The organism is Enterobacter sp. KBR-315C3_2022 (assembly GCF_041399425.1).
Taxonomy (GTDB): Bacteria; Pseudomonadota; Gammaproteobacteria; order Enterobacterales; family Enterobacteriaceae; genus Enterobacter.
Genome location: NZ_JBGKEB010000014.1, coordinates 20,914 through 32,791, shown reverse-complemented (window position 1 = coordinate 32,791; position 11,878 = coordinate 20,914). Strand labels below are relative to the sequence as shown.

The 11,878-nt window shown below is 57.2% G+C and carries 11 protein-coding genes and 1 pseudogene; 9 read left to right on the top strand and 3 right to left on the bottom strand.

Annotation, left to right across the window (positions count from 1 at the left end; all coding sequences use genetic code 11):
• Window positions 1-98: 98 nt before the first annotated feature.
• The 3 genes and pseudogenes from ygdR to AB8804_RS15395 form a co-directional block, all read right to left on the bottom strand.
• Window positions 99-317 carry a lipoprotein YgdR gene (gene ygdR / locus AB8804_RS15405; RefSeq protein ID WP_112009758.1) on the bottom strand — a complete coding sequence of 73 codons (219 nt, stop codon included), beginning with the start codon at window positions 315-317 and terminating at the stop codon, window positions 99-101.
• A 129-nt stretch (window positions 318-446) separates the two neighbouring features.
• Window positions 447-1,139, bottom strand: coding sequence for a DNA mismatch repair endonuclease MutH (gene mutH, locus AB8804_RS15400; RefSeq protein WP_371187636.1), 693 nt, complete (start codon window positions 1,137-1,139; stop codon window positions 447-449).
• Window positions 1,140-1,293: 154 nt separating this feature from the next.
• A pseudogene (locus AB8804_RS15395) lies at window positions 1,294-1,380 on the bottom strand (hypothetical protein); the annotation flags it as partial.
• A 442-nt stretch (window positions 1,381-1,822) separates the two neighbouring features.
• Between AB8804_RS15395 and rppH the strand changes: the two are divergent.
• The 9 genes from rppH (at window position 1,823) to recC (ending at window position 11,774) form a co-directional block, all read left to right on the top strand.
• Window positions 1,823-2,353, top strand: coding sequence for an RNA pyrophosphohydrolase (gene rppH / locus AB8804_RS15390; protein WP_047650229.1), 531 nt, complete (start codon window positions 1,823-1,825; stop codon window positions 2,351-2,353).
• 12 nt (window positions 2,354-2,365) lie between these two features.
• Window positions 2,366-4,612 carry a phosphoenolpyruvate--protein phosphotransferase gene (gene ptsP / locus AB8804_RS15385; protein ID WP_371187634.1) on the top strand — a complete coding sequence of 749 codons (2,247 nt, stop codon included), beginning with the start codon at window positions 2,366-2,368 and terminating at the stop codon, window positions 4,610-4,612.
• Window positions 4,613-4,804: 192 nt separating this feature from the next.
• Window positions 4,805-5,680, top strand: coding sequence for a prolipoprotein diacylglyceryl transferase (gene lgt / locus AB8804_RS15380; protein WP_371187632.1), 876 nt, complete (start codon window positions 4,805-4,807; stop codon window positions 5,678-5,680).
• 6 nt (window positions 5,681-5,686) lie between these two features.
• Entirely contained in the window at window positions 5,687-6,481 is a 795-nt protein-coding gene (gene thyA / locus AB8804_RS15375) for a thymidylate synthase (protein WP_371187630.1), read from the top strand.
• A 184-nt stretch (window positions 6,482-6,665) separates the two neighbouring features.
• On the top strand, window positions 6,666-7,130 hold the full coding sequence (locus tag AB8804_RS15370; RefSeq protein WP_371187628.1) for a prepilin peptidase-dependent protein: 465 nt from the start codon (window positions 6,666-6,668) through the stop codon (window positions 7,128-7,130).
• Entirely contained in the window at window positions 7,121-7,681 is a 561-nt protein-coding gene (locus tag AB8804_RS15365) for a prepilin peptidase-dependent protein (protein WP_371187626.1), read from the top strand. Before AB8804_RS15370 ends, AB8804_RS15365 begins: the two co-directional genes overlap by 10 nt.
• Window positions 7,678-8,079 carry a DUF2509 family protein gene (locus AB8804_RS15360; protein WP_371187624.1) on the top strand — a complete coding sequence of 134 codons (402 nt, stop codon included), beginning with the start codon at window positions 7,678-7,680 and terminating at the stop codon, window positions 8,077-8,079. The genes AB8804_RS15365 and AB8804_RS15360 overlap by 4 nt, the downstream gene beginning before the upstream one ends.
• The gene (locus AB8804_RS15355) at window positions 8,064-8,387 is read left to right on the top strand and encodes a prepilin-type N-terminal cleavage/methylation domain-containing protein (protein ID WP_371187622.1); all 324 of its coding nucleotides are present in this window, start codon (window positions 8,064-8,066) and stop codon (window positions 8,385-8,387) included. The genes AB8804_RS15360 and AB8804_RS15355 overlap by 16 nt, the downstream gene beginning before the upstream one ends.
• Window positions 8,388-8,399: 12 nt before the next feature.
• On the top strand, window positions 8,400-11,774 hold the full coding sequence (gene recC / locus AB8804_RS15350; RefSeq protein ID WP_371187620.1) for an exodeoxyribonuclease V subunit gamma: 3,375 nt from the start codon (window positions 8,400-8,402) through the stop codon (window positions 11,772-11,774).
• Window positions 11,775-11,878: the final 104 nt, after the last annotated feature.

Genomic DNA, 11,878 nt, shown 5'->3' with positions numbered 1-11,878 from the left:
TCAGGAACCTCCCGACAAAGGAATATAAACATGGCAGAGGGGAAGCGAAAGGGGAAGGAAAAAATCAAAAAGGCCAGTAAACCACTGACCTTTATCGGTTATCGCTCGATAATCTGCGAGACTTCGTCGCGATTGATCTGCATCTTATTGCCCTGCTGATCGTGGTAGCTCACCAGCCCGGTATCATCGTCGACTTCGGGTTTACCGTCCGTCAGGATCATACGACCGTCTTTGGTCGCCATCACGTAATCGCTGCTGCAGCCCGAAACGGCAAACGCTAAACCGACCGCCGAGATTATCACTGCCCATTTTTTCATCGTTATCATCCTCATCTGGCTCGTATCACATCATAGTCTAGTAATAACCTGATAATTCGACAGGGGAAAGCGGTTAAATCTTAAAACCCGGTGATTATGTTACCCAGAGCGCAAAATTTGGTTAAAAAGTTAGGTATTGAGTAAGAAATGACGCGCCAGCAGCGCGCCGGTGAAATTCTTTTTAAGGTAAAAACCGCGCGGCAGCGTCAGGATCGGCTCGCCTAGCGCGCCAACCGCTTCGGTGAGCGCCTTGCTGTTGGCCGCCTTCGGGCGAAGCTGCAGCACTTCACCGTGTCGTGCGGTAATGCGCTCCACCTGGCCAAGCACAATCATGTCCATCAGCTCTTCCCAGTCCTGAGAGAGCTGCCTCTCTTCCTCTTCATCGGGGCTCCAGAGCAGGGGCGCGCCTATGCGCCTCTCCGCGAGGGGGATCTGCCGATCGCCCTCTACGGGCACCCACAAAACGCGCTTGAGCTTATGCCGGACGTGGCTGGTTTCCCAGGTCACGCCGCTATTGCCCGTCAGCGGGGCGACGCAGACAAAGGTGGTTTCCAGCGGTCTGCCCTGGCCGTCAATCGGGATCGTTTTCAGCTCAACGCCGAGCGCGGCAAAATCCTGTTCCGGCTTGCTTCCCGCGCTGGCGCCCAGCCAAAGCTCCAGCAGCATGCCGATCCAGCCCTTATCGCGCTTAAGATCCTTTGGTACAGGAACGCCCGCGATCGCGGCCAGTTCCCCAAGCGAAAGGCCCGCCAGGCGCTGCGCCTGGGCGAGCAGCTGCGCTTCACTTGAAGGAGGAGAAAGCAATGGGGCCAGCGAATGCATGACGTTAACCTTTTGATTAAAAAATGAACTAATAAAGTGCGCCTTGTGGATAGAGTCTAACTTTTTCTGAGTAAATACTCCATGTGTATGATTTATCGGTTTTTTTAACTTTTATCACCATCCCGTTTACGGCGTAAATCCAGGTTGTTCAAATCTGGTCACTGACAATGAACAGGATCTTACACCATGTTATCCACAGAAAAGTGGGATAACTGGGAATAACCCTGACTACTGTTTCCATTTACAGCCTTGACGTGCGGTGAAAATCGAATTTTCACACAAATTGTGACTAACTTATTGGCACATTCTGTGGATAAAACCGACGCTGTTCGATCTTTCATCAGTCATACGATCCCTGATGTGACGATCGTCACGCTAAGGTGTTTATAAAGCGGTAAAACGCTTTTAAGCTGCTGAAAAGTAGTCATTAATATTTTCGGCCCAAAAATGGAGAAATAAGAGGTTTCAAGGTTGTTCATCGGTAATTCCGTACTTCTTCACAACTCTATCCACAGAAAAGGTGAATAAAATTGGCTTTAAGGCCGGTCATCTGTTCATAACTCAGCTGATAATTGTGAGTTATTCAAATGTTATTAGGTTGCAGGCCTGTAAGAGAGTGGTTTACCGCCTCCCTGTAGTGTGAAACAATCATTCAAATATCAGGTTTAGTTTGGGGTAGTCCGGTGATTGATGACGATGGCTACCGCCCGAACGTAGGAATCGTAATTTGTAATCGTCAGGGTCAGGTTATGTGGGCCCGGCGATATGGTCAGCACTCCTGGCAATTCCCGCAGGGCGGGATAAATCCAGGAGAGTCCCCAGAACAAGCGATGTACCGGGAGCTGTTTGAAGAGGTTGGTTTAAGCCGTAAGGATGTTCGCATCCTGGCGTCGACCCGCAACTGGTTGCGTTACAAGTTACCGAAACGTTTGGTGCGTTGGGACACAAAGCCGGTTTGTATCGGCCAGAAACAAAAATGGTTTCTACTGCAATTGGTGGGCAACGATTCAGATATCAACATGCAAACCAGCAGCACGCCGGAGTTTGATGGCTGGCGTTGGGTGAGCTACTGGTATCCGGTTCGTCAGGTCGTGTCGTTTAAGCGCGACGTTTACCGTAGGGTGATGAAAGAGTTCGCAAGTGTGGTAATGCAGCTTCAGGAGATCCCGCCTAAGCCGCAGAACGCACCTGCCTGGCGACGTAAAAGAGGTTAAGTTACGCAAATCATGCTCACCCGCCTGCGAGAAATAGTCGAGAAGGTTGCCAGTGCGCCTCGTCTGAACGAGGCGCTAAACATTCTGGTGACCGACATCTGTCTTGCGATGGAGACCGAGGTCTGTTCGGTCTATTTGGCCGACCACGATCGGCGTTGCTATTATCTGATGGCAACCCGCGGGTTAAAAAAACCTCGCGGCCGCACCGTCACCCTCGCGTTCGACGAGGGGATTGTGGGCCTGGTCGGGCGACTGGCCGAGCCAATTAACCTTGCCGACGCGCAAAAACACCCCAGCTTTAAGTATATCCCTTCCGTAAAAGAAGAGCGCTTCCGCGCGTTTCTCGGCGTGCCGATTATTCAGCGCCGCCAGCTTCTCGGCGTGCTGGTGGTCCAGCAGCGCGAGCTTCGCCAGTATGACGAAAGCGAAGAGTCTTTCCTGGTGACGCTGGCCACGCAGATGGCCGCCATTCTCTCCCAGTCTCAGCTTGCCGCGCTGTTCGGCCAGTACCGCCACACGCGCATTCGCGCGCTGCCCGCCTCGCCGGGCGTGGCGATTGCCGAAGGCTGGATGGACGCCACGCTGCCGCTGATGGAGCAGGTCTACGAGGCTTCGACCCTGGATGAAGCGCTCGAGCGCGAACGCCTCACCGCCGCGCTCGAGGAGGCGGCAAACGAATTTCGCCGCTACAGCAAACGCTTCTCCGCGGGGGCGCAAAAAGAGACGGCGGCCATCTTTGACCTTTATTCACACCTGCTTTCTGACGCCCGCCTGCGCCGGGAACTTTTTGCCGAGGTCGATAAAGGCGCGGTGGCGGAATGGGCGGTTAAAAAGGTCATTGAGAAATTTGCCGAACAGTTTGCGGCGCTGACCGACGGCTATCTGAAAGAGCGCGCGGGGGATTTACGCGCGCTCGGGCAGCGGCTGCTGTTCCATCTTGATGACACCATTCAGGGGGCGAATGCCTGGCCGGAGCGCTTCGTGCTGGTGGCCGACGAGCTCTCCGCCACGACGCTGGCCGAACTGCCGCAGAACAGGCTGGCGGGCATCGTCGTGCGTGACGGTGCCGCCAACTCCCATGCGGCCATTATGGTACGCGCGCTGGGCATTCCGACCGTGATGGGCGCGGATATCCAGCCCTCGGTTCTGCATCGTCGTATGCTGGTGGTGGACGGATATCGCGGTGAGCTGCTGGTCGATCCGGAACCGGTTCTGCTGCAGGAATATCAGCGGCTTATCAGCGAAGAGAATGAATTAAGCAAGCTGGCAGAGGACGACGTTAACCTGCCCGCGCAGCTTAAAAGCGGCGAGCGGGTTAAGGTGATGCTCAACGCGGGGCTAAGCCCGGAGCACGAAGAGAAGCTCGGCAGCCGCATTGACGGCATCGGTTTATACCGCACCGAAATTCCCTTTATGCTGCAAAGCGGCTTCCCGTCCGAAGAGGAGCAGGTCGCGCAGTATCAGGGCATGCTGCAAATGTTTAACGACAAGCCGGTGACGCTGCGCACGCTTGACGTCGGCGCCGATAAGCAGCTGCCCTATATGCCGATCAGCGAGGAGAACCCGTGCCTGGGCTGGCGCGGGATCCGCATCACGCTCGATCAGCCGGAGATCTTCCTGATCCAGGTGCGTGCCATGCTGCGTGCAAACGCGGCGACCGGCAACCTCAGCATCCTCCTGCCGATGGTGACCAGCATTGATGAGGTTGACGAAGCGCGTCGTCTCATTGAACGCGCGGGGCGTGAAGTCGAAGAGATGATCGGCTACGCGATCCCGAAACCGCGTATCGGGGTAATGCTTGAAGTTCCCTCAATGGTCTTTATGCTGCGCCAGCTGGCGAACCGCGTTGATTTTATCTCCGTCGGCACCAACGATCTGACCCAGTACATCCTGGCGGTGGATCGCAACAATACGCGCGTGGCGAGCATCTACGATAGCCTGCACCCGGCCATGCTTCGGGCGCTGGCAATGATTGCCCGCGAGGCGGAGCAGTACGGTATCGATCTGCGCCTGTGCGGAGAAATGGCCGGTGATTCAATGTGCGTGGCGATCCTGATAGGCCTCGGCTTCCGCCATCTTTCAATGAACGGACGCTCCGTTGCCCGCGTGAAGTACCTGCTTCGCCACATCGATATCAACGACGCCCGCGAGCTGGCCGAACGGAGCCTGGAAGCGCAGCTTGCCGCCGAGGTGCGCCATCAGGTGGCCGCCTTTATGGAGCGACGCGGTATGGGCGGCCTGATCCGCGGCGGCCGCTAAAGCCTTTCTCCCTCTCCCGGTGGGAGAGGGAGCCAGCGGACCTAAACCTTATACATATCTTTTACATCTCAGGCGCATCCTCCGCGCCCGCCTTATGCTATGATTCGCAACCTTGGAGCATCTGCTCACAGCAGACGCGCATTTCGACCGCTGTCCACTTTCAGCGGAAATAACAACATCTTGTGGTGACAGATGAACAGTGGCTATCTGCATTTTCCGGAGTTTGATCCGGTCATTTTCTCAATAGGACCCGTTTCGCTTCACTGGTACGGTCTGATGTATCTGGTGGGCTTCGTTTTCGCCATGTGGCTTGCAGGCCGTCGTGCGGGCAAACCCGGCAGCGGCTGGACAAAAAACGAAGTGGAAAACCTGCTGTATGCGGGCTTCCTCGGCGTGTTCCTTGGCGGCCGCATTGGGTACGTGCTGTTCTATAACTTCCCGGTATTCCTCAACGATCCGCTCTATCTGTTCCGCGTCTGGGACGGCGGCATGTCGTTCCACGGCGGCCTGATTGGCGTGATTCTGGTGATGGTGATCTTTGCTAAACGCACTAAGCGTAACTTCTTCCAGGTCTCCGACTTTATTGCGCCGCTTATCCCGTTTGGCCTGGGCGCTGGTCGTCTCGGCAACTTTATCAACGGCGAACTGTGGGGACGCGTCGACCCGAGCTTCAAGTACACGATGCTGTTCCCTGGCTCGCGCGCGGAGGACATCGCGCTGCTGCCGTCGCACCCTGAGTGGCAATCCGTCTTTGATACCTACGGCGTACTGCCGCGCCACATGTCCCAGCTTTATGAGCTGGCACTGGAAGGCGTAGTGCTGTTTATCATTCTGAACCTGTTCATTCGCAAGCCGCGCCCGATGGGGGCCGTCTCCGGCCTGTTCCTGATTGGCTACGGTGCGTTCCGCATTATCGTTGAATTCTTCCGCCAGCCGGATGCGCAGTTTACCGGCGAGTGGGTACAGTACATCAGCATGGGGCAAATCCTCTCCATTCCGATGATTGTCGCGGGTGCCATTATGATGATTTGGGCGTATCGTCGTCGTCCACAGCAACAACTTTCCTGAGGAACCATGAAACAGTATCTTGAATTGATGAAAAAAGTGCTCGACGAGGGCACGCCGAAAAACGACCGCACCGGTACCGGTACGCTCTCCATTTTTGGCCACCAGATGCGCTTCAATTTACAGGAAGGCTTTCCTCTGGTGACAACCAAGCGCTGCCACCTGCGCTCGATCATTCATGAACTGCTCTGGTTCCTGCAAGGCGATACCAACGTTGCGTATCTGCATGAAAACAACGTCTCCATCTGGGACGAATGGGCAGATGAGAACGGCAACCTGGGGCCGGTCTACGGTAAACAGTGGCGCGCGTGGCCAACGCCAGACGGTCGCCACATTGACCAGATCGCCACCGTGATGGACCAGTTGAAAAACGATCCGGACTCGCGCCGTATTATCGTTTCGGCCTGGAACGTCGGCGAGCTGGACAAAATGGCGCTGGCACCCTGCCACGCGTTCTTCCAGTTCTATGTGGCCGACGGCAAGCTCTCCTGCCAGCTCTATCAGCGCTCCTGCGACGTGTTCCTCGGCCTGCCGTTTAACATCACCAGCTACGCGCTGCTGGTTCACATGATGGCGCAGCAGTGCGATCTTGAAGTGGGCGACTTCGTCTGGACCGGTGGTGATACCCATCTCTACAGCAACCACATGGAACAGACCCACCTTCAGCTCACCCGCGAACCGCGCGCGCTGCCGAAGCTGGTGATCAAACGCAAGCCGGCGTCCATCTTTGACTACCGCTTCGACGATTTTGAAATTGAAGGGTACGACCCGCATCCTGGTATCAAGGCACCCGTTGCCATCTGATACGGCAGATACTCCCACAACCGGTGCTTATTAGCGCCGGTTTTTTTTCGCCCGCGCGTTGATTTGCGAGCGCTTTTCCGGCGTTGATGCAACGCGTTGCAACTCTCGAAATTCCCCGGAAAACGCCTCGCAATATCCCAATAACCTACTCGCCGAATGGCTTCCTCTTCGCCACACTCGCGGCATGAAAAAAGAGAACGGCTTTACGCTTATCGAAACGCTTGTTGCTATCTCGCTGGTGGTCATCCTCAGCGCAACCGGGCTGTACGGCTGGAACAGCTGGCAGCAGCTGCAGCGGCTACGGCAAACCGCCGGGCAGGTGCGCGATTACCTGGTATTTCTGCGCAACGACGCCAACCGGCATAACCGCGATCACCACATTCTGGCTGAGGGCGAGGAACGCGATTTCTGTCTGAGAAGCTCCGTGATCTCAGGGTGCGAGAGCGGCAGTCCATTCGTCCTTAAGCCGCTCTGGCCCGAGGTGACGGTGAGCGAGATAACGCCTTCGCTGGGGTTTTACGGCCTGAGGGATACCGCGTGGGCGGGAAGGATTCGGGTACACAGCGCGGCGGGAGAGTGGCTGATTGTCGTCTCGAACAGCGGACGCATCAGGATGTGCCAGCCAGCGGGAGAAAGCGCATGCCATTAACATTACGGGGTTTTTCACTTATCGAAGTGCTCATTGCCATGGCCATCAGCAGCACTCTGCTGTTAAGCACGTCGCGCTTTTTACCGGGGCTGCAGCACGCCATTTTGCTGCAGTCCGGGGAGCGGGCGCTTGAAGAAGAGATCTGGCAGCGGCTGTTTGCGATTGGCAAACAGCTTCAGCGAGCGGGGTACTGTGCGGGAAGCTGTCAGGGGGAGGGGCTGCATATCGGCAGGCAGGGCAGCTGCGCTATCGTTAAATGGGATGCAAACAGCAACGGCACCTGGGACAGCTCCTCGTCGGAAAACGACAGCACGGGGTTTCGCCTTGAGTCCGGCACGCTGGAATCCCTGCGTGGCGCGACCTCATGTGAAGGAAAGGGATGGGACAAGCTCACGGACCCGGACAGGATTATTGTGCAGAAATTTATCGTGAGCAAAGCGACGCGCCCAGGCTTCGCCCCGGCGTTAGACATCGAGCTGATCGCGATGCGCAAGGGCTATCCGGACTCGTCCGTGGCGGCCCATTACGCCGTGACGGGATTCAACCTGTGAGCCGCCAGAAAGGAATGTCTTCGCTGGCGATGGTTCTCCTTGTGCTGGTACTCGGCACGCTGCTGCTCGCCGGGCTGAACCAGCAGCTAACGACCTACAGCAGGCAGGTCGGCGGCGAAAGCCGTTCCGTTCGTCTTCAGGCCAGCGTGCAGTCAGCGCTGGAGTGGGGACGCGTGCAGCGCTGGTTGATAAAGCCAGAAGTAGAATGCAGGCAGGCGAATGCTTCGCGTGTCTGCCTGCGAGTGCTGGGCGAGTCGCGGGTTTTGCTCATCGCTGGCAGCAGCGATCTTCTGCTCTGGCGTATCGGCACGATAACGGAGGGGCAGATACGTTTTACGCCTCACGGCTGGAGCGATTTCTGCCCGCTTAAGGAGCGCGCTTTATGTCAGCTGCCCTGAAAAAACAGCAAGGATTCAGCATGGTTGAAGTGCTGCTGGCGATGGTGCTGATGGTGGTTATCGTGACCGCGCTGGCGGGCTATCACCGGGCGTTGGCGTCACGATTTACCGTGCTCAGCCAGTATCGTCAGCTGTGGCACCATGCCTGGAATCAGGCGCAGCTCTCACCGGATGCACTTCCTGCGGGCTGGCGGGTCAGTCGGGGGCAGACAATGCAGTCCGGATGTGTCAGCATCACGGTTACGATTTTTTCTCCTCAGGGACGGCACGGCGAAATGACCCGCCTGCATTGTCCGGTTAGCCAGTAGTCGGGAGCGTCTATGTTAAGGGTTTATCACTCAAATCGTCTGGATGTGCTGGAAGCGCTGATGGAATTTATCGTCGAGCGCGAGCGCCTTGACGATCCTTTTGAGCCCGAAATGGTGTTGGTGCAAAGCACCGGGATGGCGCAGTGGCTGCAAATGTCGCTTTCACAAAAGTTTGGCATTGCCGCCAACATCGCCTTTCCACTGCCGGCGAGCTTTATCTGGGAAATGTTTGTCCGCGTGCTGCCGGATATCCCGGAGGAGAGCGCGTTCAATAAGCAGAGCATGAGCTGGAAGCTGATGGCGCTGCTGCCGGAGCTGCTGGCGCATGACGAATTTGCCATGCTGCGGCACTATCTCAACGACGATACCGACAAGCGCAAGCTCTTCCAGCTGGCGTCGCGCACCGCCGATCTCTATGACCAGTATCTGGTGTACCGCGCTGATTGGCTCATCCGCTGGGAAGCCGGGGAATTAGTGGAGGGATTGCCGGAAGCGCAAATCTGGCAGGCCCCGCTGTGGAAAGCGCTGGTTGAATACACCGAGAAGCTCGGCCAGCCGAAGTGGCACCGTGCTAATTTATACGACCGGTTCATCTCGATACTGGAAAACGCGGCGGAGCGTCCTGCCCGGCTGCCGTCTCGCGTGTTTATTTGCGGCATTTCCGCACTGCCGCCTGTCTACCTGAAAGCGCTGGAGGCGCTGGGCAAGCACGTTGATATCCATATCCTCTTTACCAACCCGTGTCGGCACTACTGGGGCGACATTCAGGACGCGCGCTGGCTTTCGCGGCTGGTCACCCGCCAGAGAAAACGCCTCTTTGAAGAACGCTCGGTCCCGCTGTTCAAAGACAGCGAAACCGCCGCGCAGCTTTTCGATGACGAGGGGATTCAGAATCTGCCGAACCCGCTTCTCGCGTCCTGGGGCAAGCTGGGCCGCGACTACATTCATATGCTTTCGGACATCACCTCCTCGGGTGAAGGCGATGTTGATGCCTTCGCGGAGGTCACGCCGGATAGCCTGCTGCATAACGTTCAGCAGGATATTCTTGAGCTGGAAAACCGCGCCGTCATGGGGATCACTGCCGACGAGTTCGCGCGCAGCGACAAAAAGCGCGAGCTGGCGCCTGACGATCGCAGCATTACGATCCACATCTGCCACAGCCCGCAGCGCGAGGTAGAGATCCTGCACGATCGCCTGCTGGCGATGCTGCAGGACGATCCTACGCTCACGCCGCGCGATATCGTGGTCATGGTGGCCGACATCGACAGCTATAGCCCCTTCATCCAGGCCGTTTTTGGCAGCGCAACGGGTGACCGTTACTTACCCTACGCGATATCGGATCGCCGCGCGCGCCAGTCTCACCCTGCGCTGCAGGCGTTTTTGAGCCTGCTCTCACTCCCTGATAGCCGGTTTATCTCGGAAGACGTGCTGGCGCTGCTGGATGTCCCGGTGCTGGCCGCGCGGTTTGATATCAACGAAGAGGGCCTGCGCTACCTGCGCCAGTGGGTCAACGAGTCGGGCGTGCGCTGGGGCATGGACGACGATAACGTCAAGGAGTTTGAGCTCCCGCCTACCGGCCAGCACACCTGGCTGTTTGGCCTGACGCGCATGCTGCTGGGATACGCCATGGAAAGCAGGCACGGCGAGTGGAACGACGTGCTGCCGTACGATGAGTCCAGCGGGCTGATCGCGGAGCTGGTCGGCCATTTGGCCTCGCTGCTGATGCAGCTGAACCGCTGGCGGCGCGAGCTGATGCAGCCCCGGCCGCTGGGATCGTGGCTACCGGTGTGCCGTGAAATGCTCAACGATTTCTTCCTGCCGGACGATGAAACCGAAGCGGCAATGGCGCTTATCGAAACCCAGTGGCAGGCGATCATCGAAGAGGGCGTTAACTCACATTACGCCGAGGACATTCCTCTTTCACTGCTGCGCGACGAGCTAACGCAGCGGCTGGATCAGGAGCGCATCAGCCAGCGCTTCCTGGCCGGGCCGGTGAATATTTGCACCCTGATGCCGATGCGTTCTATCCCGTTTAAGGTGGTTTGCCTTCTCGGCATGAACGACGGCATCTACCCTCGCGCATTACCGCCGCTGGGCTTCGACCTGATGAGCGCGCAGCCGAAGCGAGGCGACCGTAGCCGTCGCGACGATGACCGCTACCTGTTCCTGGAGGCGCTGATCTCCGCCCAGAGCACGCTGTATATCAGCTATATCGGCCGTTCAATCCAGGATAACAGCGAGCGTTTCCCGTCGGTGCTGGTGCAGGAGCTGGTGGACTACATTGGTCAAAGCCACTACCTGCCGGGGGATGAGGACCGCAACTGTGATGAAAGCGAGCAGCGGGTGAAGGCGCATATCACCTGCTTGCACAGCCGCATGCCGTTCGATCCCGCTAACTACGTTGCCAGCGAACAGCAAAGCTATGCGCAAGAGTGGCTTCCCGCCGCGCGGCTCGAGGGGACCGCGCACGCTGACTTCATTCAGGAGCTTGAGCCGCAGGACACTAAAACCCTGACCTTCGAACAGCTGCAGAGGTTTTGGGCCCATCCGGTGCGGGCATTTTTCCAGCAGCGGTTACAGGTCAACTTCCGTTCTGAAGAGAGCGAAATTCCTGACGCCGAGCCGTTTATCCTCGACGGGCTGGAGCGCTACCGGCTCAATCTGCAGCTTCTGAACGCGCTCGTTGAGCAAGAAGAGGCCGACGCCTTATTCCGTCGCTATCGCGCTGCGGGCCAGCTGCCGTACGGCGCGTTCGGCGAAATTGTGTGGGACGCCCAGTGCCAGGAGATGAAAACGCTCGCTGACCGGGTGATTGCGCTTCGCCAGCCGGGAAAAAGCATTGAGATCGATCTCGACTGTAACGGCGTGCAGCTCACGGGCTGGCTGACCCAGGTGCAGCCGGACGGGCTGCTGCGCTGGCGGCCATCCATGCTTAGCGTTTCACAAGGTTTGCAACTCTGGCTGGAACATCTTGTCTACAGTGCCTGTGGCTACGAAGGCGAAAGCCGTTTGTTCGTGCGCAAAGACGGCGAGTGGCGTTTCCCGCCGATGGCGGCGGAGCAGGCGCTGGGCTATTTATCGTTATATATCGAAGGCTATCGTCAGGGAATGAACAAACCGCTGCTTCTGCTGCCAGAAAGTGGAGGGGCGTGGATAAAAGCCTGTTATGACGCGCAAAATGATGCCATGTTAACGGATGACGCTTCGCTGCAGAAAGCGCGAAGTAAATTTGTTCAGGCCTATGAAGGTAACATGATGGTGCGCGGCGAGGGCGAAGACGTCTGGTATCAACGCTTATGGCGAACGCTTGAGCCAGAGTACTTTGAGGCAATCACGGAAGAGGCTCAGCGCTACCTGATACCGTTGTTCAAATTTAATCAGTCCTGAATGCTGTATAAAAATTGCGCAGCATGGGGTGTTCATTTATGATGCACTCCTTATCACGGACTGATGTACCCAAAGAAAGAGATGCTGGCGCGTCCAGCACGCAA

Excerpts from the sequence above, each read along its gene's own strand:
- lgt (WP_371187632.1), top strand. The coding sequence starts at position 4,805 with ATGAACAGTGGCTATCTGCATTTTCCGGAGTTTGATCCGGTCATTTTC.
- AB8804_RS15355 (WP_371187622.1), top strand. The coding sequence starts at position 8,064 with ATGTCAGCTGCCCTGAAAAAACAGCAAGGATTCAGCATGGTTGAAGTG.
- ygdR (WP_112009758.1), bottom strand. The coding sequence starts at position 317 with ATGAAAAAATGGGCAGTGATAATCTCGGCGGTCGGTTTAGCGTTTGCC.
- AB8804_RS15365 (WP_371187626.1), top strand. The coding sequence starts at position 7,121 with ATGCCATTAACATTACGGGGTTTTTCACTTATCGAAGTGCTCATTGCC.
- recC (WP_371187620.1), top strand. The coding sequence starts at position 8,400 with ATGTTAAGGGTTTATCACTCAAATCGTCTGGATGTGCTGGAAGCGCTG.
- ptsP (WP_371187634.1), top strand. The coding sequence starts at position 2,366 with ATGCTCACCCGCCTGCGAGAAATAGTCGAGAAGGTTGCCAGTGCGCCT.
- AB8804_RS15370 (WP_371187628.1), top strand. The coding sequence starts at position 6,666 with ATGAAAAAAGAGAACGGCTTTACGCTTATCGAAACGCTTGTTGCTATC.
- mutH (WP_371187636.1), bottom strand. The coding sequence starts at position 1,139 with ATGCATTCGCTGGCCCCATTGCTTTCTCCTCCTTCAAGTGAAGCGCAG.
- thyA (WP_371187630.1), top strand. The coding sequence starts at position 5,687 with ATGAAACAGTATCTTGAATTGATGAAAAAAGTGCTCGACGAGGGCACG.